Source organism: Actinomadura pelletieri DSM 43383, assembly GCF_003634705.1.
In the GTDB taxonomy this organism is placed as follows: Bacteria; Actinomycetota; Actinomycetes; order Streptosporangiales; family Streptosporangiaceae; genus Spirillospora; species Spirillospora pelletieri.
The window spans coordinates 279609-303858 of the sequence record NZ_RBWU01000003.1; the positions used below are offsets into that span (position 1 = coordinate 279609).

22 protein-coding genes are annotated in these 24250 nt (G+C 71.5%); 5 read left to right on the forward strand and 17 right to left on the reverse strand.

The genetic code is table 11. The features are described 5' to 3' along the window. Positions 1 to 8: 8 nt before the first annotated feature. The 16 genes from gltB to BZB76_RS14535 form a co-directional block, all read right to left on the reverse strand. On the reverse strand, positions 9 to 4601 hold the full coding sequence (gltB, locus tag BZB76_RS14460; protein ID WP_121434888.1) for a glutamate synthase large subunit: 4593 nt from the start codon (positions 4599 to 4601) through the stop codon (positions 9 to 11). A gap of 192 nt (positions 4602 to 4793) precedes the next feature. After that, on the reverse strand, positions 4794 to 5894 hold the full coding sequence (locus BZB76_RS14465; protein ID WP_121434889.1) for a hypothetical protein: 1101 nt from the start codon (positions 5892 to 5894) through the stop codon (positions 4794 to 4796). Positions 5895 to 5905: 11 nt separating this feature from the next. Further along, a complete protein-coding gene (locus BZB76_RS14470) occupies positions 5906 to 6697 on the reverse strand; it encodes a hypothetical protein (protein ID WP_121434890.1) in 792 nt (263 codons plus the stop codon). 76 nt (positions 6698 to 6773) lie between these two features. Beyond that, positions 6774 to 7925 (reverse strand): prolipoprotein diacylglyceryl transferase, encoded by a 1152-nt coding sequence (gene lgt, locus BZB76_RS14475; RefSeq protein ID WP_121434891.1) that lies wholly within the window; start codon positions 7923 to 7925, stop codon positions 6774 to 6776. Between the two features lie 11 nt (positions 7926 to 7936). Then, positions 7937 to 8779 (reverse strand): DsbA family protein, encoded by an 843-nt coding sequence (locus BZB76_RS14480; protein WP_121434892.1) that lies wholly within the window; start codon positions 8777 to 8779, stop codon positions 7937 to 7939. A 164-nt stretch (positions 8780 to 8943) separates the two neighbouring features. Continuing rightward, a complete protein-coding gene (locus tag BZB76_RS14485) occupies positions 8944 to 9720 on the reverse strand; it encodes a DsbA family protein (protein WP_121434893.1) in 777 nt (258 codons plus the stop codon). Between the two features lie 59 nt (positions 9721 to 9779). After that, entirely contained in the window at positions 9780 to 10271 is a 492-nt protein-coding gene (locus BZB76_RS14490; protein ID WP_121434894.1) for a vitamin K epoxide reductase family protein, read from the reverse strand. A gap of 140 nt (positions 10272 to 10411) precedes the next feature. Beyond that, the gene (gene trpA, locus BZB76_RS14495; RefSeq protein WP_121434895.1) at positions 10412 to 11239 is read right to left on the reverse strand and encodes a tryptophan synthase subunit alpha; all 828 of its coding nucleotides are present in this window, start codon (positions 11237 to 11239) and stop codon (positions 10412 to 10414) included. Beyond that, positions 11236 to 12465: a tryptophan synthase subunit beta gene (trpB, locus tag BZB76_RS14500; protein ID WP_121434896.1), complete on the reverse strand. Its 1230-nt coding sequence runs from the start codon at positions 12463 to 12465 to the stop codon at positions 11236 to 11238. The genes trpA and trpB overlap by 4 nt, the downstream gene beginning before the upstream one ends. Positions 12466 to 12576: 111 nt before the next feature. Next, complete coding sequence (gene trpC / locus BZB76_RS14505; protein ID WP_121434897.1) at positions 12577 to 13383, reverse strand: indole-3-glycerol phosphate synthase TrpC; 807 nt, start codon at positions 13381 to 13383, stop codon at positions 12577 to 12579. A gap of 80 nt (positions 13384 to 13463) precedes the next feature. Continuing rightward, entirely contained in the window at positions 13464 to 13862 is a 399-nt protein-coding gene (locus BZB76_RS14510) for a DUF2752 domain-containing protein (RefSeq protein ID WP_246006950.1), read from the reverse strand. Between the two features lie 20 nt (positions 13863 to 13882). Next, a complete protein-coding gene (locus BZB76_RS36540; RefSeq protein ID WP_121434899.1) occupies positions 13883 to 14542 on the reverse strand; it encodes a winged helix-turn-helix domain-containing protein in 660 nt (219 codons plus the stop codon). Further along, entirely contained in the window at positions 14539 to 15120 is a 582-nt protein-coding gene (locus BZB76_RS14520; RefSeq protein WP_121434900.1) for a Trp biosynthesis-associated membrane protein, read from the reverse strand. The genes BZB76_RS36540 and BZB76_RS14520 overlap by 4 nt, the downstream gene beginning before the upstream one ends. Then, the gene (hisI, locus tag BZB76_RS14525) at positions 15117 to 15509 is read right to left on the reverse strand and encodes a phosphoribosyl-AMP cyclohydrolase (protein ID WP_121434901.1); all 393 of its coding nucleotides are present in this window, start codon (positions 15507 to 15509) and stop codon (positions 15117 to 15119) included. Before hisI ends, BZB76_RS14520 begins: the two co-directional genes overlap by 4 nt. Positions 15510 to 16283: 774 nt before the next feature. After that, entirely contained in the window at positions 16284 to 16490 is a 207-nt protein-coding gene (locus tag BZB76_RS14530) for a cold-shock protein (protein ID WP_018657218.1), read from the reverse strand. A 247-nt stretch (positions 16491 to 16737) separates the two neighbouring features. After that, positions 16738 to 17385 carry a TIGR03085 family metal-binding protein gene (locus BZB76_RS14535; RefSeq protein WP_121434902.1) on the reverse strand — a complete coding sequence of 216 codons (648 nt, stop codon included), beginning with the start codon at positions 17383 to 17385 and terminating at the stop codon, positions 16738 to 16740. Between the two features lie 189 nt (positions 17386 to 17574). Between BZB76_RS14535 and BZB76_RS14540 the strand changes: the two genes are divergently transcribed. From BZB76_RS14540 to BZB76_RS14555, 4 genes are all read left to right on the forward strand, one after another. Continuing rightward, positions 17575 to 19371 (forward strand): ABC transporter ATP-binding protein, encoded by a 1797-nt coding sequence (locus BZB76_RS14540; RefSeq protein ID WP_121434903.1) that lies wholly within the window; start codon positions 17575 to 17577, stop codon positions 19369 to 19371. Next, entirely contained in the window at positions 19368 to 21164 is a 1797-nt protein-coding gene (locus tag BZB76_RS14545) for an ABC transporter ATP-binding protein (protein ID WP_121434904.1), read from the forward strand. Before BZB76_RS14540 ends, BZB76_RS14545 begins: the two co-directional genes overlap by 4 nt. A 154-nt stretch (positions 21165 to 21318) precedes the next feature. Beyond that, positions 21319 to 22590: a hypothetical protein gene (locus BZB76_RS14550; protein ID WP_246006953.1), complete on the forward strand. Its 1272-nt coding sequence runs from the start codon at positions 21319 to 21321 to the stop codon at positions 22588 to 22590. Between the two features lie 75 nt (positions 22591 to 22665). Continuing rightward, positions 22666 to 23115, forward strand: coding sequence for a hypothetical protein (locus BZB76_RS14555; protein WP_121434906.1), 450 nt, complete (start codon positions 22666 to 22668; stop codon positions 23113 to 23115). A 3-nt stretch (positions 23116 to 23118) separates the two neighbouring features. Here BZB76_RS14555 and BZB76_RS14560 read toward each other — a convergent pair whose 3' ends face one another. Then, positions 23119 to 23760, reverse strand: coding sequence for a phosphorylase family protein (locus tag BZB76_RS14560; protein WP_170180636.1), 642 nt, complete (start codon positions 23758 to 23760; stop codon positions 23119 to 23121). Positions 23761 to 23902: 142 nt separating this feature from the next. On the opposite strand from BZB76_RS14560, the gene BZB76_RS14565 reads away from it, so the two are divergent. Then, entirely contained in the window at positions 23903 to 24250 is a 348-nt protein-coding gene (locus tag BZB76_RS14565) for a hypothetical protein (protein ID WP_121434908.1), read from the forward strand.

Sequence of the window (24250 nt, forward strand, 5' to 3'; positions counted from 1 at the left end):
CCCCTCTCTCAGCTCTGCGCGGCGGCCATGACGGCCTCGTCCACGTCGCGTCCCTCGGCCTCGGCCCTGGCCATGGCGTCCAGGACACGCCGGTAGTCACGCGGCATGATCTTGGTGAAGCGGGTGGCGGCGGCGTCCCAGTCGTCCAGCAGGCGGCGCGCCACCGTGGAACCCGTCTCGGCGAGGTGCCGTTCGACCAGCGTCCGGACGAACTCCACGTCGCCGCCGTCGAGCGGCTCCAGGTCGACCATCTCGCCGTTGACCCGCTCGGGCACCAGGTCCAGGACGTAGGCGATGCCACCGGACATCCCGGCCGCGAGGTTACGTCCGGTCGGGCCGAGGATCACGGCACGGCCGCCGGTCATGTACTCGCAGGCGTGGTCGCCGACGCCCTCCACGACGGCGGTGGCGCCGGAGTTGCGGACGCAGAACCGCTCGCCGACGATCCCGCGGGCGAACAGCTCACCGGACGTCGCGCCGTACAGGATGACGTTCCCGCCGATGATCTGCTCCTCGGCGGCGAACCCGGCGTCGGCCGGTGGACGCAGCGTCAGCCGCCCGCCCGACAGGCCCTTGCCGACATAGTCGTTGGCGTCGCCGACGAGCCGCAGCGTGATCCCGCGCGGCACGAACGCGCCGAACGAGTTGCCCGCCGAGCCGGTGAACGTGATGTTGATGGTGTCGTCGGGCAGCCCGTCCGCGCCGCGCGCCCGGGTGATCTCGTGCCCGAGCATCGTCCCGACCGTGCGGTTGATGTTGCGGATGGGCAGTTCGAGGTTCACCTGGGTGCCGTGCTCGATGGCGCCCTCGGAGAGCTGGATCAGCGTGTTGTCGAGCGCCTTCTCCAGACCGTGGTCCTGGTCGGTGGTGCGGCGCAGCGCGGCGCCGTCCGTGACCTCGGGCGCGTGCAGGATCGGGGACAGGTCCAGCCCGGCCGCCTTCCAGTGCTCCACGGCGTCCCGCGTGTCGATCATCTCGACATGCCCGATCGCCTCGTCCAGGGACCGGAACCCGAGGGCCGCCAGGTACTCGCGGACCTCCTCGGCGACGAACTCGAAGAAGTTGACGACGAACTCCGGCTTGCCGGAGAACCGCCGCCGCAGGACGGGGTTCTGGGTGGCGACGCCGACCGGGCAGGTGTCCAGGTGGCAGACCCGCATCATGACGCAGCCCGACACCACCAGCGGCGCGGTCGCGAAGCCGTACTCCTCCGCGCCGAGCAGCGCGGCGACGACGACGTCCCGGCCGGTCTTCATCTGCCCGTCGGTCTGCACGACGATGCGGTCACGCAGCCCGTTCAGCAGCAGCGTCTGCTGCGTCTCGGCGAGGCCCAGCTCCCACGGCGCGCCCGCGTGCTTCAGCGACGTCAGCGGCGACGCGCCGGTGCCGCCGTCATGCCCGGAGATCAGCACCACGTCGGCGTGCGCCTTGGACACCCCGGCCGCGACGGTGCCGACACCGACCTCGGCGACGAGCTTGACGTGCACGCGCGCCGCCGGGTTGGCGTTCTTCAGGTCGTGGATGAGCTGCGCCAGGTCCTCGATGGAGTAGATGTCGTGGTGCGGCGGCGGCGAGATGAGGCCGACGCCGGGCGTGGAGTGCCGGGTCTTGGCGATCCACGGGTACACCTTGTGGCCGGGCAGCTGGCCGCCCTCGCCGGGCTTGGCGCCCTGCGCCATCTTGATCTGGATGTCGTCGGCGTTGGTGAGGTACTCCGACGTCACCCCGAACCGGCCGGACGCGACCTGCTTGATGGCGCTGCGCCGCAGGTCGCCGTTGGCGTCGGGGGTGAAGCGGGAGGGGTCCTCGCCGCCCTCGCCGGTGTTGGACTTGCCGCCGAGCCGGTTCATCGCGATCGCGAGGGTCTCGTGGGCCTCCGCGGAGATGGACCCGTACGACATCGCGCCGGTGGAGAACCGCTTCACGATCTCGGACACGGGTTCGACCTCGTCCAGCGGCACGGGCTCCCGCTCGCCCTCCTTCAGCCGGAACAGACCGCGCAGCGTCATCAGCCGCTCGGCCTGCGAGTCGACCGTGGAGGTGTACTCCTTGAAGATCTCGTAGCGGCGGGTGCGGGTGGCGTGCTGGAGCTTGAACACCGTCTCCGGGTCGAACAGGTGCGGTTCGCCCTCCCGGCGCCACTGGTACTCGCCGCCGACCTCCAGCGTCCGGTGCGCGAGGTCGTTGCCGCCCGGCGGGTAGGCGCGGGCGTGCCGCTCGGCCGCCTCCCGGGCCAGCACGTCGAAGCCGACGCCGCCGAGCCGGGACGTGGTGCCGGTGAAGCAGCGGGACACGACCTCCTCACCGAGCCCGATCGCCTCGAAGATCTGCGCGCCGGTGTAGGACGCGACCGTGGACACGCCCATCTTCGACATGATCTTCAGGACGCCCTTGCCGTACGCCTTGACGAGGTTGCGGACGGCCCGGCCCACGTCCTGCGCCGGGTCGAGGCCGTCGACGGCGCCGCCGCGGACCAGGTCCTCGACGGTCTCGATCGCCAGGTACGGGTTGATCGCGGAGGCGCCGTACCCGATCAGCAGCGCCATGTGGTGGCACTCGCGGGCCTCGCCCGTCTCGATCACCAGACCGACCCGGGTGCGGGTCTTCTCGCGGATCAGATGGTGGTGGACGGCACCGGTCAGCAGCAGCGACGGGATGGCGGCGCGGCCGGGGTCGGCGCCGCGGTCCGACAGCACGATGATCCGGGCGCCCGCCTCGATCGCCCGGCTCACCTCGGCGTTGATCTCCTCCAGCCGGGCCGCCAGCGCCGCTCCCCCGCCCGCGACGTCGTACAGGCCGTGGACGACATGGGCGCGCAGATGCGGCAGCGATCCCTCGTCGTCAATGTGGATGATCTTGGAGAGTTCGTCGTTGTCGAGGATCGGGGTCGGCAGGACCAGCCGCCGGCACGAGTCCGGGCCGGGGTCCAGGAGGTTGCCCTCCGGGCCGAGCGTGGACTGCAGCGAGGTGACGAGCTCCTCGCGGATCGCGTCCAGCGGCGGGTTCGTGACCTGCGCGAACAGTTGCTTGAAGTAGTCGAACAGCAGCCGCGGCCGCTCCGACAGCACCGCGATCGGCGTGTCGGTGCCCATGGACCCGATCGGCTCGGCGCCGGTCCGCGCCATCGGCGTCAGGATGATCCGCTGCTCTTCGAGGGTGTACCCGAACGACTGCTGCCGCTTCACGAGCGTCTCGTGCGTCGGGATCTCCCGCTCCCGGTGCGGCAGCTCCTCGAACCGTACGAGGCCCTCGTGCAGCCACTCGCCGTACGGGTGCTCGGCGGCCAGCTGGGCCTTGACCTCGTCGTCCTCGACGATCCGTCCGGCGGCGGTGTCCACCAGGAAGATCTTGCCGGGCTGGAGGCGGCCCTTCCGGACGACCTTGGCCGCCGGGATGTCCAGGACGCCCGCCTCGCTGGACAGCACGACCAGGCCGTCGTCGGTCACCCAGTACCGGCCGGGGCGCAGCCCGTTACGGTCCAGGACGGCGCCGGCGACCGTGCCGTCGGTGAAGCTGACGCTGGCGGGGCCGTCCCACGCCTCCATCAGCGTGGAGTGGAACTCGTAGAAGGCCCGGCGGTCCGGGTCCATCTCGGTGTGGTTCTCCCACGCCTCCGGGATCATCATCAGCACGGCGTGCGGCAGCGACCGGCCGCCGAGGTGCAGCAGTTCCAGGCACTCGTCGAACGAGGCGGTGTCGCTGGCCTCGATGTCGATCACCGGGTAGATCCGGGACAGGTCGCCGGGGATCAGGTCCGACGCCAGCAGCGCCTCCCGGGCCCGCATCCAGTTCCGGTTCCCCTTCACCGTGTTGATCTCGCCGTTGTGGGCGATGAACCGGTACGGGTGCGCCAACTCCCAGGCGGGGAACGTGTTGGTCGAGAACCGGGAGTGGACGAGGGCGATCGCGCTGGTGAAGCGGCGGTCCGACAGGTCGGGGAAGAACGGCTCCAGCTGCGGGGTCGTCAGCATCCCCTTGTAGACGATCGTCCGGCTCGACAGGCTCGGAAAGTAGACCGGCACGTCCTGCTCGGCGCGCTCGCGCATACAGAACACGACACGGTCCAACTCCAGGCCGGTCTTGCCGGCGTGCGGGCCGTCCGGGGCGGCGGCGACGAACAGCTGCGCGAACTGCGGCATGACCCGCCGGGCGGCGGGGCCGGTGAAGTCGGGATCGTGCGGAAGCTCACGCCAGCCGAGGACCGTCAGGCCCTCCTCGGCGCACAGCGCCTCGATGTGGGCGGTCACGGCGGCGCGCTCCGCGCCGTCCCGCGGCAGGAACGCGGTACCGGCCGCGTAGGAGCCGGGTTCGGGGAGCGTGAAGTCGCAGACCTCGCGGAAGAACGCGTCCGGGATCTGGACGAGGATGCCGACGCCGTCGCCGTCGTCCGGCTCCGCGCCCACGGCGCCGCGGTGGTCGAGGTTCTTAAGAACGGTCAGGGCGTTCTGCACGATGTCGTGGCTCTTGCGGCCGTGCAGGTCGGCCACGATGCCGACGCCGCAGGCGTCGTGTTCGTTCGCCGGGTCGTAAAGGCCCTGGGCGCGGGGACGGGCCGTAGCGCCGGGCGTGCGGGCAGCAGGTGTGAGGGCAGCAGAGGCCATCAACCCTCCCGTCGTCGTCGTGTCACTGCTTCGATGTCAGTGCAGGCTCGGGACGACGTTGGCCCTGCTGCGGTGAGATGACATTACAGCACTGCCGGGATCATGCCCGACCGCCCCAGATCGCGAAACTTCCAGGCGTCGATCCGACGGTGCGTCATCTCACAATGGTTTAGACCATTCTACCCGGGAAGGTCAGTTTGAAGCGCGGGCGGCCCTACCCAGCACCGCGGGAGCCTTGCCGCCCTCGATGAGCAGCGAGAGCAGAGTCTCGTTCCTTGCCCCGATATTTACCTGGTCCGTGGCCTGGGCGGACGGACTGCCGGTGCGCTCGCCCGCTCCGCCACCTTCGCCGCCTTCGTCGTTCAGGCGTTCCGCCCACGTGATCACGGCGAAGTGGCCCATGGCCAGACCGCGCGCCATCCCGTAGCCGCGGCCGAACCCGTCCAGCGGGGCGGGCGCCTCCAGCGGCCGGACGAAACCGGCGCCGAGCGTCTCCTCCAGCGCCGCGACGAACCGGTCCGCGTCCGCCGACCCGGCCAGGTTGAACACCGTGACGGCCAGCGCGTAACCGTTCTTGGTGTCGGAGTAGATCCCCCGGGCGGCCTGGGTGCAGCCGCCCTTGCCCAGGACGTTCCCGATGGTCGTGCCCCACACGGCGGCGGCGCAGTCGGCGTCCAGCCGGGTGGCGCGCAGCTTCACCGTCACCGTCTTCTCCCCGTCACCGCCCGGGGCGGACAGCTCCGCGACCGACGCCGGGAACGCCTCCCCGACCGTCAGCGGCGCGGCGTCCGAACCGCGGGACGCGATGCCCGCGTACGCCGAGGTCGAGGGGGAGTTGGAGTAGGAGTCCGGCGACGGCCCGTTCCCGACCGGTTTCCCGATCCTCGCGTGGGGTGTGGGACGTGGCGCGGCGCCGTCCTCGTCGCCCTGGAGGACGACCGCGCCCAGGCCGGCGAGCACGAGCAGGCCGAGGACGGCCGCCGCGCCGAAGTAGAGCTTCGGTCCGAACCCACCCCTGCGCCGACCCTTGCGGGTCTTGCGGGGGCGTGGCGGCGGGGCGTCCCTGGGCGGGTCGTACGCGCCGATCTCGTCCTCTGCGGCCAGGTACGGCGGCGGTGGAGGGGTGCGTTCAGGTCGCTGCGGGCGGCGGGACGGGGTACGCGGGCGGGACGTGCCCGCGCGCCCGGGGGCCGCGCGGCGCGGACCGGACCGCCCCCGGGAGGACGGGCCGCCCTGACGGCCGCCCGGCGCTCGCCGGGGGCCGCCGCCGCGGCGGTGCTCGTCGGGGTCCACGGACGCGCCGGCTACTGGCCGGGTTTCCCGGTGGCCAGGTTGAGCCGCCCGTACAGGAAGTCCGCGGCGTTCTCCACGGCCAGGCTCACGTCGATCATCTCGTTGAGCGAGCCGGGCCGGGTCCCACCGGCCCGCTCCACCAGCGTGATCACCGCGTAGTGGCCGTAGGTCTTGGCGTAGGCGGCGCTGAACCCGGCCCCGGACGCGGGCACACCGGGCGCCTTCAGCAGCGTCGGCCAGCCGGCCTCGGTGCGCGGGTCGAGGTCGCGCAGGATCTGTGTGACGCCCTCCTGGCTCACCAGGTTGATCACGACGAAGTGGCCGACGTGCTTCTTGTCCGAGCTCACGTACGCGGCGCGGGCGATCTGGGTGCACCCGTACTTGGCGAGGTCGCCCTGCAACCGGGCGCCCCATGTCGCGGCCTTGCAGTCGGACGTCAGGTCGGACGCGGCGAGCGTGAAGGAGTACGCCCCGGACTTCAGGCTCTTGGCGGAGAACGCCTCGCCCTCGGTGATCTGGCGACCGTCGGCGGATCTGGCGGCGATCGAGCGGAAGCCCTCACCGTCGTAGTCCGGCGTGTACGCGGTCGGCAGGACGTTCCGCGGCGCGGCCTCGTCCTTTCCACCGCCGGTCAACATCGTCACCGCCACGATCGCGACGGCCACCGCCACCAGGGCGGCGGCCGCGCCGAACAGGAGCTTCGGGCTGGGGAAGCGGCGGCCGGGTTGGTCGTCCGGCCAGAAGTCCCGCCCGCGGCCCTTCCGCGCGGCCTTCGGGGAGCCTGTGTCACGAGCCTCGATCACGTCCGGGAGCTTAGCGGCCCCGGCTGCCCCCGCGTGGCCAAAAGGGCGTTTCATCCAGATTCCTTGGGCGAACGGGCTACTTCCCGTCCTTGACGGGCTCCCCCTTCTGCTCCTCGCCCGCGTCCTGCGGCTCCTCGGCCCCCTCCGGCTCCGCGGCTTCCACCGGCTCCTCGTCGCCGGGCTCGGCGTCGGCCCTCTCGTCCCCGGGTTCGGCCTTCTCCGCGGCCTCGTCCGCCCCGGGGTCGTCCTCGACGTCGTCCTCCGCCCCGTCCCTCGGCTCGTCTCGCGCCTCGTCTCGCTGCTCGTCCCGTGGCTCGTCGTCGGCCTCGGCCCGGGGTTCCGGTTCGGTCGTGGCCGGGGCGTCGGACGCCGGGTCCGTGGCGGGGGCGCCGACGCTCTCCGGGCCGGTGCGACCGCGGGCCAGGTACAGGTAGGCGACGGCGCCGACGAAGAGGGTGAACGACACCCAGTCGTTCAGCCGCAGGCCGAGAATCTCGTGCGCCTCGTCGATGCGCAGCGCCTCGATCCAGGCGCGTCCGAGCGTGTAGGCGGCGACGTAGAGCGCGAAGGCGCGGCCGTGCGTGAGCTTGTAGCGGCGGTCCGCCCAGATGACCAGGATCGCGACGCCGACGCACCACAGGAACTCGTACAGGAACGTCGGATGGTAGGTCGCGACGTCGGCGTACTCGGGGTCGAGCTGCACGGTGCCGTCCAGCCGGGGCCGGTTGTCCTCGCTGATCTCGATGGCCCAGAAGGCGTCGAGCGGACGGCCGTACAGCTCCTGGTTCCAGTAGTTGCCCCAGCGGCCGATGCCCTGCGCGAGGACGATTCCGGGCGCGACGGCGTCGGCGAGCGCGAGGACGGAGATCCCCCGCCGCCGGCATCCGATGGCCGCGCCGACCGCGCCCAGCGCGATCGCGCCCCAGACGCCGAGACCGCCCTCCCAGATCTTCAGCGCGCGGACCGGGTCGCCGCCGTCGCCGAAGTAGCGCTGGTAGTCGGTGACGACATGGTAGAGCCGCCCGCCCACGAGACCGAACGGCACCGCCCACACGGCCATGTCGATGACCACGCCGGGCGTGCCGCCCTTGGCGGCCCAGCGGCGTTCTCCCAGCCAGACCGCGACGACGATGCCAAGGATGATCATGACGGCATAGGCGCGGATCGGGACGGGCCCGAGGTGCCAGACGCCCTGCGAGGGACTCGGAATATAGGCCAGCGGCTCCATGCCCGCAGACGTTACCGCGTCCAGGAGGCGGTCCGCGCCGTCTCCGCGGCAGCGTCGCCGGCCGCCGTGTCGCGCGAGCGGGGGCCGGGCGCGGGTGCCGGCCCGCCGCCCGCCTGGGCGACGGCCTTCGTCAGCTCGTCCGGAGAGCGCAGCACGTCGTCGTCGACCTTCCTGCCGTTCAGCGCCAGGTACGGGGTGGAGTCGACCCCGGACCTCCCGGCCTGGGCGCTCGCCTTCTCGACCAGGTCGATCCGCTGGGCGTCATGGACGCACGCGGCGAACGCCGGGTCGGTGACGCCCAGCTCGGCCGCGTACTTGATCAGGTTCTCGGTGGTGAAGCCGACGTCGCCCTCGGCGGGCTGCTCGGCGAAGAGCCTGTCGTGGTACCGGACCCAGCGGTCGACGGGCAGGCACGCGGCGGCGTTCGCGGCCCGCCGCGAGTTCGACATGAGCGGGTCCTGCTGGAACAGCTGGAACGGCCGGTAGACGACCTTGACCCTGCCCTCGGCCGCGAGTCTCTTGATCGTCCCGCCGACCCTGGTCTCCACGGTCCGGCACATCGGGCACTGGAAGTCCTCGTACAGGTCCAGGACGGGGGTGGTGACGCCGGGCCGCGCCATCGCCACGGCGCCGTACTGCTCGCGGGTCGTGGGGGCCAGCGGACCGTCGTAGGTGTCCTCCGCGAACCCCTGGCCGCCGCTGCGGGAGAAGGCCACGACGATGCCCGCGACGAGGACGGACGTCACGGCGACACCGCCGAGGACGACCTGGAGCAGCCGTTTCCGTCGTTCCCTCGCCGCGGCCCGTGCCTGGTGCTCCGTGAGCAGCCGGCGCTCGTTCTCATGCTCGCTCATCGATCCCCCGATCGCCACCGTACGTGACCGTTCACGCACGGACGAGCGTACCGGGGTGCGGCGTGCGGAGCCCGGTGAAGCGCGCCGCGCCGCGCCGATCGCGGGGATCGGCGCGGCGCGGCGGACGACGAACCAGGCGGGTCGGACAGGTCAGGCGGGGAACGTCACTTGCCGGACGCCCGAGCCTGGTCGACGGTGGCCCGCAGCGCTCCCGGGTTCATGATCTGGCCCATCTCGAGCTTCTGGCCGTTCAGGAAGACCGTCGGGGTGCCGTCGACGCGGCGGTCCTGCAGGGCGTACTTGGTCATCGCCTGGACCTGGGTCTTCTTCTCCTCGTCCCGGACGCACTTCTCGAAGTTCGCGTCCGTGACACCGACGTCCTTGCCCCACTTCACAAGGTCGTCGGGAGCGAAGCCCTCGTCGCCCTCACGCGGCTGGAACCGGAAGAGCGCCTGGTGGTAGGAGATCCACTTGTCGGCCGGGACGCAGAGCGCCGCCTCGGCCGAGCGCAGCGAGTTGATCTTGATCGGGTCGCGCTGCTGCCCGAACAGGTGGAACGGCCGGTAGACCACCTTGACCTTGCCCTCGCGGGCCAGTTCCAGAATGGTCTTGCCGCTGCTCTCCTCGAACTGCTTGCAGACCGGGCACTGGAAGTCCTCGAAGACCTCCAGTTCCGGTTTGGTCACACCGGGCTGCGCCATCACGATCGAGCCGTCCTGCTGGCGGCTGAGCGGGGCCAGGGCTCCGGTGTAGGCCTCGGCCCGGCCGTTGTCGCGCTGCCGGTCGACGATCAGGACGGTCCCGACCACGATGACCGCCACCGCGACCACGGACCCGAGGACGATGGCGAGCAGCCGCCGCTGCTTCGCGCGCGCCGCCTGCCGCTTGCGCTCGGCGGACAGGCGCTCCCGCGCCGACCGCTCCCGTGCGGCCTTGCTCATGGGGTTTCTCCTATTGCGTGGGGGCCGCGCCGCGACCGTGCGGCGCGGTCCCGGCGAGACTAGTCGACTTGACCGATTCGCCGGAATTCGTCGATCAGTACGAGAACGAACAGCAGGACGGTGACGACGTGCACCCCGCTGCACCACAGGCAAATTTTGTGCAGAATTGCCAGTTCCACGGTGACGAGATAAACGACGAAGAGCATGCCGACCGACACGCTCACGACCCGTCCCCACCGCAGCGGCGGCCAGGTCGACCGCAACGCCCACGGTGTCATCAGCGCACCGAACGCGACGAAGAACGCGAGACCGAGCAGCGGCATGGGAATGCCGAGCAGCGAGGAGTACTCACTGGTCGTGACCGCGTGACAGTCGACGGTCCTGGACGCCGAGCACACCAGCGCCTCTTCGTCGTAGTGCGTGATCGTCAGGTAGACGGAGATCCCGAAACCGGCGATCGTCAGGATCCAGGCCACGACCTGGGACCATACGGGCGGCAACGGCGGTCCGGCCGTGGTGGCCTGGTTTTTCGCCGTCATCTCTTGCGTCATCGTGATCCTTCCAGGTCCGTCTCACCCGGCGAACACACCTTACGGGAGAGCGGCGGAAGCACAAGCACGACTCGGAGGCACCGTCCGGAGTTACCAAAAGGTCCCGGCACCCGGCCCGCGGGACGGGCCGGGTCGGAGGGTCAGCGGCGGCCCACGCGGACGCCCGCGGCCAGTTCCTCGGTGAGCGCGCGGACTCCGGCGAGGCCGGACGGCAGGTCGGGCGCGTCGAGCAGGCGACGGACGAACGCGGAACCGACGATCACGCCGTCGGCGAATCCGGCGACCTCCGCGGCCTGCGCGCCGTTGCCGACGCCGAGCCCGAGGCCGACCGGAAGGGCGGTGCCGCGCTTGTCGATCATCGCGCGGGTCCGTTCGACGAGCCGGGGCGCGCCGGTGTCGACGGCCGAGCGGGCGCCGGTGACGCCCATCAGGGACGCCGCGTACACGAACCCCCGGGACACCTCGGTGATCTTCTCGATGCGCTCGTCGGTGGAGCTGAGCGCCACGAGGAACACGCGGTCCAGGCCGGGCCCGTCACCGTGCGCGTCGGACGCCTCCAGCCAGGCGCCGCCCTCCTCCGGCGTGAGGTCCGGGGTGATGAGCCCGGTCCCGCCGGCCGACGCCAGGTCGCGGGCGAACCGGTCGACGCCGTAGTGGTCGACGGGGTTCCAGTACGTCATGACGAGGGTCGGGACACCCGTCGCGGCGACGGCCTCGACCGTCCGGAACACGTCGGCGACGCGGACCCCGCCGACGAGCGCCTGGTGCACGGCGTCCTGGATGGTGGGGCCGTCCATCATCGGGTCGGTGTAGGGCAGGCCGATCTCGATGGCGTCGCAGCCGGCCTCGACCATCGTCCGCGCCGCCTCGATGGCGCCGTCGACGGTGGGGAACCCGGCGGGGAGATAGCCGACGAGCGCGGCGCGTCCCTCCGCGGCGGCCTTGTCGTAGGCGGTCCGGACGCTCACTTGCCCTCCCCCTCGGGCACGAGGCCGAAGAAGCCGGCGGCCGTGTGCATGTCCTTGTCGCCGCGGCCGGACAGGCACAGCACGATCACCGCGTCCCGGCCCAGTTCCGCGCCCAGCTCGGGGCCGATCTTGAGCGCGCCCGCGAGCGCGTGCGCGGACTCGATGGCCGGGATGATGCCCTCGGTGCGGCACAGCAGCGCGAACGCCTCCATCGCCTCGGCGTCGGTGATCTCGCGGTAGTCGGCGCGGCCGGAGTCGCGCAGCCACGAATGTTCGGGTCCGACGCCGGGATAGTCGAGCCCGGCGGAGATCGAGTGGGTCTCCACGGTCTGGCCGTCGTCGTCCTGGAGCAGGTAGGTGCGCATGCCGTGGATGACGCCGAGGGAGCCGCCGACGAGCGTCGCGGCGTGCCTGCCGGTCGCGACTCCGTCGCCGCCCGCCTCGAACCCGTACAGCCGGACGGACTCGTCGGGGATGAAGGCGTGGAACGCGCCGATCGCGTTGGAACCGCCGCCGACGCAGGCGACGACGGCGTCCGGCAGGGCTCCGGTCAGCTCCAGGCACTGCCGCCGCGCCTCCGCCCCGATGATCCGCTGGAAGTCGCGGACCATCATCGGGAAGGGGTGCGGGCCCATGACGGAGCCGATGCAGTAGTGGGTGTTCTCGACGCTGGCGACCCAGTCGCGGAACGCCTCGTTGCAGGCGTCCTTGAGGGTGCGGCTGCCGGTCGTCACCGGGACGACCTCGGCGCCGAGCATCCGCATCCGGGCGACGTTGAGGGCCTGCCGCTCGGTGTCGACCTCGCCCATGTAGACGGTGCAGTCCAGGCCGAGCAAGGCTGCGGCCGTGGCGGTGGCGACGCCGTGCTGCCCGGCGCCCGTCTCGGCGATCACGCGGGTCTTGCCCATGCGCCGGGTGAGCAACGCCTGCCCCAGCACGTTGTTGATCTTGTGGGAGCCGGTGTGGTTGAGGTCCTCGCGCTTGAGGAGCACGCGGGCGCCCGCGTGCGCGGAGAACCGTCTGGCCTCGGTGAGCAGGCTGGGACGGCCCGCGTAACCGGCGAGCAGGTCGTCCAGTTCGGCGGTGAAGGCCGGGTCACGCTTGGCGGTCTCGAACTCGCGGGTCAGCTCGTCCAGCGCCGCCATCAGCGCCTCGGGGGCGAACCGGCCGCCGAACGGTCCGAAGTGGCCCGTGGCATCGGGCACAGCAGCGGTGTCGATGGTCATGAGTAACGCGTCCTGTCATACGAGTAGGGGGCTTGTTCGCTGGGTTCAGTGAAAGCCCCGCCATCGCTCCCGGAGCGGCTCGACCTGCATGCCCGTACCCTATCCGTTGCCTCAGCCGCTCTGCCGCAGAGCGGGGTGGGCTCCGGCGGCGACGAGGTCGGCGACCGCGGCGCGCGGATCCTTGCCGATCACCAGGCTCTCCCCGACCAGCACCGCGTCGGCGCCGCTGGAGGCGTAGGCGAGCAGGTCGTGCGGGCCCCGCACACCCGACTCGGCGATCTTCACGACGTCCTTGGGGAGGTGCGGCGCGACCCGCGCGAACACGCCCCGGTCGACCTGCAGGGTCCGCAGGTCGCGGGCGTTCACGCCGATGACCTTGGCGCCCGCGTCGACGGCCCGTTCGGCCTCCTCCTCGGTGTGCGCCTCAACGAGCGGGACCAGACCGATCGACTCGGCCCGCTCGACCAGCGACACCAGCGCGTCCTGCTCCAGCGCGGCGACGATCAGCAGGGCCATGTCGGCGCCGTACGCCCGTGCCTCCCACAGCTGGTAGGAGGTGACGATGAAGTCCTTGCGCAGGACGCAGACCCCGACGTTCGCACGGACCTCGGCGAGGTCGTCCAGGCTGCCGCCGAACCGCCGCCGCTCGGTCAGCACGCTGATCACCTTCGCGCCGCCGGCCTCGTAGTCACGGGCCAGGGCGGCGGGGTCGGCGATGGCGGCGAGCGCGCCCTTGGACGGGCTGCTGCGCTTGACCTCGGCGATCACCGTGACCCCCGGACCGCGCAGCGCGGCGAGGGCGTCCCGGGGGGCCGGGGCGTCCGCCGCCTTCTCCTTCAGAGCTTCGAGCGGGACCTCGCGCTGCCTTTCGGCGAGATCGGCCCGGACGCCCTCAACGATCTCGTCCAGAACGCTCAATGTCGCAGGCCCCCTATTTCAGGTCGTTCCGTCCACCGATCGTAGCCGCCCCCTCGGACGTCCCCCGCATCCGGGACGTCTCAGGGCGCCAGCGCCTCCGCGAACGGCAGGTTGCGGACGACCCAGAACACCACGACGACACCCAGGAACGAGTACGCCACCGCCGGCCTCAGGAGCGCGCTCCGCATCGGCAGCCCTCGCGCGCTCAACACGGTCCACCGCACGAACAGGTAACCGAGCACCGGCAACAGCAGAAACATCAAGGGATTGAAGCCGAACGCCGTCCCGACGTCCCCGTGCGTGAGCGCGTGGACGAGCCGCATCATCCCGCATCCCGGGCAGTAATACCCGGTGATGGCCAAGAACGGGCAGCTCGGATAGTGACCCGCCTCATTCGGGTCCCGGAACGCCACGAGCAACGCCCCCGCGGCGACCCCACCGAGCACAAGCCCCTGCGATCGAAACGACACTCGAGACACGCTTCTCAGCGTAGGCGCCCTCACCGATCCAGCACGTAACCAACGCCCCGAACGGTCCTGATGGGGTTCCCCTCGCCGAGCTTGGCGCGAAGCTGCGCCACGTGAACGTCCACGGTCCGGCTCCCCGCCCCGGCCCCCGGCCCCCACGCCGCCTCAAGGAGCTGCTCTCGGGTGAACACCCGACCGGGGTTGGCCATAAGGAACTCCAGCAGATCGAACTCGGTAACCGTAAGGGCGGCACGACGACCACCAACGACCGCCGTCCGACCGGCGGGATCGAGAGCGATCTCCCCGGCCCGGAGCACCCCAGGAGCCTCAGCCGGAACAGCGCCACGCAGAGCGTCCGCGACGGCGCGCGCGAGAACACGCGGACTGAAGGGCCGTCCAACCCGATGGTCACCAAGCGCACGGGCATCACCGGCCTCCAACGGCCCGGTGACCGCGACGACAGGCGCCGGATGCGCCGCGTCGGCAACGCGCCGATAAAGATCACCGGGCATCGCGGCAACCGACAGATCGAGCACGACAACATCGGGACGCCCACGCGCAGCAGCCCCAGGGGCCCGCGAAGGATCGGTCTCGATCTCCACGTCGAAGCCCTCACGAGCCAGGTACCGGCGCTGCATCTCGGCGACCGCAGGGTCATGCTCGACGACGAGGACGACCCCGTCGCCGCTCATGCTCGCCCGTTCCGCTGAGCGGTCGGGTCCTCACCCCGATCAAGGGACTTCCACATGGCGGACGGATCGTCATCAACAACCCCACGAGGCGCCGAACGCTCGTAACGCGCGGACATACCGGGCCAACGCGCCCCCCGCACCACCGTGAGAGCCCCGGCGACGATCAGCAGCACCCCACCCGCAACGGAGACGGTCCACCAGAGGTTGACGTCCACATCAGGCTGGGCACCCAACCTCAACAGCCCAGTCTGATCACCGGCAGCGGACAGCACGGCAGACCGCCGAACCGCAACGACCGAGGCATAGGCGATACCGACCCCGAACAGCCCAAGGAGCACCCCGACACCCACCCGAACCCGCCCTCTGGTGGCGAACAGAGCCGCCAGCCCCGCGAGCCCGGCCCAGCCGAGCGCACTCGGGGCGCCGCCGAGGTCCCCACCGGTCAGGGTCCGGCTGAGCGGCGTGATGGCGTCCTCGGCCCGGACGGTGGCCCAGGTACGACCAGCGGCCAGCAGGGCGAGACCGGCCCCGACAGCGCACACCAACGCCGTCAGGCCGCGTTCACGCCCGGGTGTCATGAGACGTCGTCCTGCTCCTTCGGCCGTTCCCCGACCACCGCAGGAAGGACGTCAGCGTCCCAGCAGGTGCGATCCCCGGTGTGACAGGCCGCACCGACCTGGTCGACCTTCACGAGAATCGCATCGGCATCGCAGTCGAGCGCCACCGACTTGACCCACTGCTGATGCCCGGAGGTCTCGCCCTTCACCCAGTACTCCTGCCGGCTGCGGGACCAGTAGGTGCAGCGGCCTGTGGTGAGAGTGCGGTGCAGCGCCTCGTCGTCCATCCACCCGAGCATCAGCACCTCACCGGTGTCGTACTGCTGGGCGATGGCCGGCACGAGCCCGTTGGGGTCGCGCTTCAACCGATCAGCGATCTTAGGGTCCAAACCGGACGCTCGAACGGACATGCTCGAAGTTTATGGCAGTGCACGACGCCGGAGGCCCGCCAGGGCCGAAGAAGGAGTGCACCCCCATGGACACGAAGCCGACCCCACCTCACCCACCGCCCCCAGCCACCGCCGCAACCCCGCAACAACCTCAGGGTCTGCGATCGCGTCCGAAGGCAGGTTTCGAGCCTGCGAGAAACCTGATCGCGCAGCGAGCCGCAAGGCGAGCCGAAGCGATGCACCGATCGCACCGCGGTGCACGACGACGGAGGCCCGCCAGGGCCGAAGGTGGAGTGCACCCCCATGGACACAAAGCCGACCCCACCTTGCCCACCGCCCCCAGCCCCCATAGCAACCCCGCGACGACCTGAGGGTCTGCGATCGCGTCCGAAGGCAGGTTCAAGCGAAGCGAGAACCTGATCGCGCAGCGAGCCGCAAGGCGAGCCGAAGCGATGCAGCGATCGCACCGCGGTCCACGACGATGGAGGCCCGCCAGGGCCGAAGGTGGCGTGCACCCCCATAGACACGAAGCCGAACCCACCTTGCCCACTGACCTCAGCCCCCACAGCAACCCCGCGACGACCTGAGGGTCTGCGATCGCGTCCGAAGGCAGGTTCAAGCGAAGCGAGAACCTGATCGCGCAGCGAGCCGTAAGGCGAGCCGAAGCGATGCAGCATCGCACCGCGTTTCTCGACGATGGAGGCCCGCCAGGGCCGAAGGAGGAGAGAAACGCAATAAACACGAAAGGGCCCGCATCCCGGTGGGGGAACGGGCCCAGACGTACGACTACGGGCGTTACAGGGGGACGACCTGGTCGGCCTGCGGACCCCGGTTACCCTGCGTCACCTCGAACTGAACGCGCTGGTTCTCGTCCAGGGTGCGGTATCCGGAGCTCTGGATAGCCGAGTAGTGGACGAAGACGTCCGGCCCGCCGCCGTCGACGGCGATGAACCCGAAGCCCTTCTCGGCGTTGAACCACTTCACGGTGCCCTGCTGGGGCATGTCTTTCTCCTTGCGGCAAAACCTGGGCCCACACCTCGCGGGCCCGCGCGGTCGCTGCGGAACGCCCTCGCCCCCGGTACGGTCCCGGAAAAGCCAAAACGCCCGCTGCCATCAGTCCGCGGGCGTCTGAACGATCGAGAACCACGACTGCAACCGACCGCCCCACCGTATCACCGCTTCCGCGTAAAGCGGAGGAGCCGCATGGCTTCCGATTCTCCTCTCCGCGAACCGCGCCGTTACCTGGCCGTTAAAGACTCCAACCGGTCTCGGTCAGGGTCTTGACAGCGTTCGTGGGCCCGGTGAGGCGGACGTCCGCGACGGCGCGGCGCCCCAGGGCCCACAGGACGAGTTCCCCGACGGGACCGTGGACGCGGACGGTGTCGGGACCGCGTCCGGACACCCGCAGGTCGCGGCCGTCCGGCTGTACGAGCGTTACTCGAACGTGAACTTTTCTTAGGACAAAGCGGGCAATTTTTATCCGTCGCCAGAGCAGTTCCTCAAGTTCCGGGGAGATCTCCCGCCGCTCCCAGTCGGGACGCGCGCGCAGGACGTCCTCATGGTGAACAAAGAACTCCACACCGTTGGCGTTTTTGTCCACGCCGGGAAGCGCGTACGGCGAGAACTTGGGCGGTCCCTGCCGAAACCGTTCCACCAGCCGGTCGAACGGTACACCCCGCGCCGTCCGGCGCCGCACGCGCTCGGTGTAGAAGGCCAGGGGGGACAGAAGTATTCCCGGGGCGGCGTCCGGCCGTCCCTCCCGGACGATCAGGTGCGCGGCCAGGTCGCGGGCGGTCCAGCCGGAGCACAGGGTCGCCGCGTCGGGCCCGGCCTGTGCCAGGGCGTCCGCCAGCAGCCGTCTCTCCCGGCGGACGGGGCCGTCCTCGGTGTCACTCATCGCCTCGATCGTAGGACGTGGCGGCAGGTCCGGGAATAAAGGGCGGGGGGCGGGTGGTAGGCACTATCCGAGCCCGTATCCCCCCAACCCCGGTCACAGGGGGCAATTCCCCGGGCGCCCGCCGTGATTGAGGAGTTCGCCGTGCCACCTGGTTCGAGACGGGTCAGCCCGCATGTCCTCCGGGAGGGGATGGGGGTGCTGTGGGTGGCCGTGAAGGCCGAGCCTCGGATCTTCACCCTCTCGGTCCTGGGCAGCGCGCTGTACGCGGCGATGACCGTGGCGACCGCGCAGGTGCTCGGGTGGGCGACCGAGGAGGTCGTGCTGCCGGCGTTCGAGTCCGGGGACACGACCGCCGGGGCGCTCGCGGGGGTCGCCGTCGCGATCGTCGGGGTGGCGCTGCTGAAGGCGATCGGCGTCGCGGCGCGCCGGTTCTACGCGGGCCTCATGCAGTACCGGCTCCAGGCCGAGTACCGGCGCGCGGTGACCCGGCAGTACCTGCGGCTGCCGCTGGCGTGGCATCACCGGCATCCGACCGGGCAGCTGCTGTCGAACGCCAACGCGGACGTGGAGGCGGTGTGGGCGCCGATCGCGCCGCTGCCGATGGCGGTCGGCGTGCTGTTCATGCTCCTGATCGCGGCGGTGTCGATCCTGGTCACCGACCTGGTCGTGGCCGGGGTCGGGTTCCTGGTGTTCCCGGCGATCGCGCTGATCAACGTCGTCTACCAGCGGCGGCTGGCGCCGGTGGCGACCCGGGCGCAGCAGTTGCGCGCCGAGGTCAGCGAGGTCGCGCACGAGAGCTTCGAGGGCGGTCTCGTCGTCAAGACCCTCGGCCGGGAGGAGTCCGAGACGGAGCGGTTCACCGAGCGGGCGGAGGCGCTGCGGGACGCCAACGTCGCGGTCGGTCGGATCCGCGGGTTGTTCGACCCGGTGCTGGAGGCGCTGCCGAACCTCGGGGTCCTCGCCGTCCTGCTGATCGGGTCGCTGCGGTTGGAGTCGGGGGCGATGTCGCCCGGCGACCTGGTGAACGTCGCGTACCTGTTCACGCTGCTGTCGTGGCCGGTGCGGGCGCTGGGCTGGGTGCTCGGCGAGGTGCCGCGCAGCGTCGTCGGCTGGGACCGGGTTCGGGGCGTCCTGGACGCGACCGGTTCCCTCCCCTACGGGGACGGTGTCCTCGACGGGAAGGGCAAGGCGACGCCCCTGGAGGTCCGGGAGGTTCGTTTCGCGTACGAGTCCACGGACGACGCGGCGGGACGTGACATCCTCCACGACGTGACGTTCGCCGCGTCCCCCGGCCGGACGATCGCGGTGGTCGGGCCGACGGGCTCCGGCAAGTCGACGCTCACCTCGCTGCTCGTCCGGCTGGTCGACCCGGCCCGGGGCTCGGTGCTCCTGGACGGCGTCGACCTGCGGGACGTGCGTCGCGGCGGGGTCGCCGAGACCGCCGCGCTCGTCCCCCAGCAGACGTTCCTGTTCGACGACACCGTCCGGGGCAACGTGACCCTCGGCCTGGACGTCCCGGACGAGCGGGTCTGGGAGGCGCTCCGCCTCGCGCAGGCCGACGGGTTCGTCGCGGCGCTCGGCGACGGGCTCGACACGCGGGTCGGTGAGCGCGGGGCGACGCTGTCGGGCGGGCAGCGGCAACGGCTCGCGCTCGCGCGGGCCCTGGTGCGGCGGCCGCGGCTGCTCGTGCTGGACGACGCGACGTCCGCCGTCGACCCGCAGGTCGAGGCCCGCATCCTGCGGAGCATCCGGGAGGCGCAGTCGGGCGAGGCGGGCGGCGCGACCGTCGTGGTCGTCGCCTACCGCAAGGCGACGATCGCGCTGGCCGACGAGGTGGTCTATCTGGAGCACGGGCGGGTCCTGGACCGCGGCGCCCACGCCGACCTGCTGGCACGTTCTGAGGGTTACCGCAACCTCGTCAACGCCTACGAGCGAGCGGAAACGGAGCGGGAGACCGTCGAAGGCGGCGAGGAGGCCCTGGCATGACGGTGACGAGTGGCCCGGGACTCAGCGACACCGCGCTGTCCGAGGGGGCGTTCACCACACTGAAGCGCGGCATCATGCTGAGCCCGGAGTTCCGCGCCGGGCTGGCCGGGACGCTGGTGCTCGCGTTGGTCTCGACGGCCGGGCGCGTGGTGGTGCCCATCGCCGTCCAGCAGACGATCGACAAGGGCCTCGGCGGTCCGGACGGCCCCGACATCGGCTTCATCCGGTCGGCGGTGGCGCTGTGCGCGGTGGCCGTGCTGGTCACGGCCGCGTGCGCGTACCTGATGAACGTCCGGCTGTACAGGACGTCCGAGGGCGGCCTGGCGGCGCTGCGGACCAAGGCGTTCCGGCATGTGCACGACCTGTCGATGCTCACCCAGAGCGGGGAGAGGCGCGGCGCGCTCGTGTCGCGGGTGACCGGGGACGTCGACCAGATCAGCCAGTTCATGCAGTCCGGCGGGCTGATGTTCATCGTGTCGATCGGGCAGCTGATCGTCGCGAGCGTGCTGATGGTCGTCTACTCGTGGCAGCTGGCCCTGCTGGTGTGGGCGGCGTTCCTGCCGCTGGCGTGGGCGTTGCGGCATTTCCAGCGGATCCTGTCCGCCGCCTACATGGGGGTGCGGGAGAAGATGGGCGACCTGCTGGCCGCGGTCAGCGAGTCCGTCGTCGGCGCCCCCGTGATCCGCGCGTACGGATCCGAGGAGCGGACCGGGCGGCGCGTGGACGAGGCCGTGGACGCCCACCGCGACTCCCAGACCCGCGCGCAGGCCATGGTGGCGCTGACGTTCCCGGTGAGCGAGCTGGTCGCGGCCGTCGCCACCGCCGCCGTCGTCATCGCCGGAATCCTGCTCGGCGTGGACGGTCACGTCACGGCCGGTGAGCTCATCGCGTTCCTCTTCCTGGTCACGCTGTTCGTCAGCCCGATGCAGGCCGCGACGGAGGTGTTCAACCAGGCGCAGAACGCGATCGCCGGGTGGCGGCGGGTCCTCGGCGTCCTGGACACCGTCCCGGACGTGGCCGACCCCGGCGACGACGGCGAGACGCTGCCGCGCGGCCCGATCGAGGTGCGGTTCGAGTCCGTGGGGTTCGCCTACCCGGGTGGGCCGCCCGTCCTGCACGACGTGAACGTGGACATCGCGCCCCGCACCCGAATCGCGGTCGTCGGGGAGACCGGCTCGGGGAAGACGACGTTCGCCAAGCTCCTCACCCGCCTCATGGATCCGGTGTCCGGCCGCGTCCTGGTGGACGGCGTGCCGCTCGACCGGATCCGCTTCTCCTCGCTGCGGGAGCGGATCGTGATGGTGCCGCAGGACGGTTTCCTGTTCGACGCCTCCCTCGCCGACAACATTCGTTACGGCCACCCGGACGCGTCCGACGACGACCTCGTCCTCGCCCTGACGGAACTGGGCCTCGCCGACTGGCTCGAGGGGCTGCCCGGTGGCCTGGACACCCCGGTCGGTCAGCGGGGCGAGTCACTCTCGGCGGGCGAACGCCAACTCGTCGCCCTGGCCCGCGCCTACATCGCCGACCCGGACCTGCTCGTCCTGGACGAGGCGACGTCCGCCGTGGACCCCGCCACGGAGGTGCGCATCCAGCGCGCCCTGGACGGGGTGACGCGGGGCCGCACCGCGATCTCCATCGCGCACCGCCTCTCCACCGCGGAGGCGGCCGACGAGGTCATCGTCTTCGACGCCGGACGCGTCGTCCAGCGCGGCCCCCACGCCGACCTGGTGGCTCGGCCCGGCGTCTACGCCGACCTCCACGCCTCCTGGAGAGCCCAGAGATCCCTCTAGCCGTCAGTGACGAACCCCACGCCCGCGGACCGAACCCCGATCACCCCACGTTCGGCCGGCGGGGGCGCTTCCCTGGGCGAACACAGGCGCCCCCAGCGAAAACGCAGCGCTAAAGCACTTGCCCGGAATCTGGTCTCGTGCGCATTCTGCATGGGTGAGTAACGAGGTCGTGTTGGAATCGGCGAGCACGCTGCACGGTCAGTTGCAGCGGGGGCTCGGGAGGGCCGCGCGGCGCGCGGCGGACAGGCCCGGTGCGGGCGAGTACGTCTATGACTGCATCCGGCGGGATCCACGGTGGGACCACCAGTGCGAGTCCCGACGGTTGTACTACGCCCGGTTGATGGTCGATCTCGAGATGCCGACGGGGCCGGTGGCGGCGCATCTGTTCGATCCGTCCGACCATCCCGACGCCGACGAGTGGCGGGTCGATCTGGCGTTGGGCGTGTTGGCGGATCTGGTGCGGTTGAGCAGGCGGGAGGCGGCGGCGCCGTTGCGGCGTTACGCCGAGGAGGGCGCGCAGTGGTTCGACGCGGTCGTCGAGCTGATCGACCTTGAGGATCCGGCGTTGACGCTAGGGCTGGACGATCTCGTCGCCGCGCGGTGCGACGAGTCGGATCTGGCGTCGCTGATCCCGGCGCATTCCAACCCGGTGATCGAGGCGTGGGCGACGCGGCAGCCGAGGATCGCCGACGCTCTGGCGCGCCAGCGGGAGGCGGGACGGGCGGCGCGCCGGGCGATGGCGACGGCGCCGGGGCGGGACCGGCAGAGCGAGGCCGAGTTGCTGGACCTCGCCCGGCGGCGGGGCGAGGGGGCCATCTCGGCGATCTTCGAGCTGGGACGCAGGCGGACGCTGGCGCTGCTCGACCTGGCCGAGGAGCTGCTGCCCCGGGACGGTCACGACCCGGGCCCGAGCCGGTACGGCGGGGCGGTGTGCCGGGCGTTGCGGGAGTACGGTCCCGAGGCGTTGCCGCGGGCGCGGGCGTGGGCGGCGCAGCGGGGCGGGTGCGCGGACATGGGGCTCAGCATCCTCGCGCGCTACGGCACCCGGCAGGACGTCCCGCTGCTCATGGACCAGTTGCGCGACGCCCTCGGGAGGCGCGAGTGGCGGGCCGCCGCCAGCCCGATCGAGGGGCTCGGACGGCTGCGGGCGGGTGAGGCCGTCCCGCTGCTGAAGTCGGCCTGGACCGAGTCGACGTACGCGTTCCTGAGACCCCGCATCCTGACCGCGCTGACGAGAACGGCCCCGCACACGGCCGAGTCCTACACCGTCGAGGGGCTGTGGGACTGTGAGGAGGGGGTCAGGCGCGAGGCGGCGCAGTTCGCGCCGATCACCTCCGAGACGCGGATCCGCCTGCAACGCCTGCACCACGACGTGTCGGAGGAGGCGGGGGTCCGCGCCGCCGCGGCGGCGCGGCTGGCCGCCTGAGGAGCCGATGAACCCCGCCGGGGCGGGGCGCGTATTCACCACCCGAGACGCGCATCCCACCCCGGAGGAAGAGCGATGGGTTCCCGACATCTTTCCGGCCTGACCAGATCGAGCCTGCTGTGCGCGGTCGCCGTGGCGTTGTCGGCGGGGGGCTGCTCGACGAAGCCGGACGCCTCGTCCGGCGGCGACGCCAAGGTCGCCGAGCCCGCGAGCCTGCAGCGGCTCGCGGAACAGACGGGGTGTTCGCTGACCGGTCAGCGGAAGGTGGCGGACCTGGAGCAGGGGAACTGCAAGAACGCCCGCGGACGGTACGTCCTGCTCAGCTTCACCACCGAGAAGGGCATGAACACCTGGTTGCACGAGGCCAGACCGTGGGGCGGGACGTATCTGGTCGGTGCCCGCTGGATCGCGGTGAGCACCGACCGGACGTTGGAGACGCTTCGCAAGGACCTGGGCGGCGAGATCGTCCACGGGGACGGCCACGGGACGGGCGGCGGCGCGAGTCACGGGACGGGCCACGGTTGACCGTCAGGGCGTGCGGGCCTCGGTCTCGCCGTCCTCGCCGCGGACGAGCAGGACGCCCCACCGTTCGAGGGCGGGCCCGGTGCGGGCCAGGACGCGGCGGGCGGCGAGGCCGCGGCCGACGATGCCCGGGTGCAGCAGCGGATGTCCGGGGCCGTCGACGACGACGCGGACGGCCGCGACCGGTCGCCGCCCGGCGTGCGCGGCGACCACGGCGGACTCCATGTCGGCGACCCGCGCGCCCCGCGCGGCCCACCGCGCCCGTTCGGCGCCCCGGACGACGCGGTCCGTGGTCACCAGCGGCCCGACCTGGACGCTCAGCCCGTCCCGGATGAGCTCCTCGGCGAGCAGGCGCGGCGCGGCGCACGGCACCGAGCCCGGCCCCGTGCCCGGTCCGGTGCCGCGGATCTCGTCGGCGACCAGGACGTCGCCGGGCCGCAGCCGTTCGTCGAGCGCGCCGCCGAAGCCGACGACGACGAGCGCGGCGCAGGCGTCCGGCAACAGGTCGACGCGGCGGGCGCGGTAGCCGACCACCACGACGGGCGTGCGGGCGAGCCCGCGCCGGACCGCGCGGGCCTCCACGCCCAGCGCCGCGCACACCACCGGCCCGACCATCGGTCTCCACTCCCCCGCTTCGTCACTGGTCACCGGGTCACTGGTCACCGGTCCAGCGAAACATGCCGCGGACCCGAGTGCCAGTCGCGTCACCGTGCGGTACCACATCCGGGCCCGGTCACATCCGTCTACCGGATGGCGCCGCCGCGGGGCGCGGGCCTCTAGACTCCCCGACATGACCTCCATCGCCGTTAGACGGAAGCTGGCCGTCCTCCCGTTCGTCGTGCTGCCGCTCGGCGCCGTCGCCGCGTGCAGCGGCGAGGGCACCAACAGCACCACCGACTGCAGCGTGAACGCGTGCACGGTGACGTTCGACCGGGGTGTCGACGCCAGCGCCTCCATCCTCGGCATCAAGGCCGAACTCGTGAAGGTCGAGGGCCAGCTGGTCACCCTCAAGGTCGCCGGGCAGACGGTGACCGTGCCGATCGGCGAGGGTGAGCAGGCCGAGGGCTTCAACGTGTCGGTGCAGTCGGTCACGCAGGACAAGGTGGTCGTCAAGATCTCCGCCGGCGGTGGCGGCTAG